The sequence below is a fragment of the Paenibacillus oleatilyticus genome (genome assembly GCF_018998565.1).
Classification (GTDB): domain Bacteria; phylum Bacillota; class Bacilli; order Paenibacillales; family NBRC-103111; genus Paenibacillus_G; species Paenibacillus_G oleatilyticus.
The window spans coordinates 1-370 of record NZ_JAHNZO010000143.1 but is presented as its reverse complement, the minus strand read 5'-3'; the positions used below and the strand labels follow the sequence as shown (position 1 = coordinate 370).

1 protein-coding gene is annotated in these 370 nt (G+C 73.5%); it reads left to right on the top strand.

The features are described 5' to 3' along the window. A partial coding sequence (locus KQX66_RS36680; RefSeq protein ID WP_253957680.1) for an SAM-dependent methyltransferase occupies positions 1 to 370 on the top strand: 370 nt, incomplete at both ends.

Sequence of the window (370 nt, the reverse complement as noted above, 5' to 3'; positions counted from 1 at the left end):
GGCTGACGCTGCATGCCTCGGACAACCGGGTGGAACTCGACCGTGCGGCCCATGCGCTCAGCATGGCGGCGGCGGGGCGGCGCGTGGTGGTGGTGTCCTCGGGCGATCCGGGGGTCTTCGCCATGGCCGCGGCGGTCTTCGAGGCGGGGGAGGCGGGACCGGGCGCGGGGCGCGGTCTGGGTAACCGCGTGCTGCCCGGCATTACCGCGATGCTGGCCGCCGCGGCGCGAGCGGGCGCGCCCCTGGGGCACGATTTCTGCGCGATCAACCTTTCCGACAACCTCAAGCCCTGGGCGCTGGTCGAGAAGCGCCTGCGCCTGGCGGCCGAGGCCGATTTCGCGATGGCCTTCTACAACCCGCGGTCCAGGGC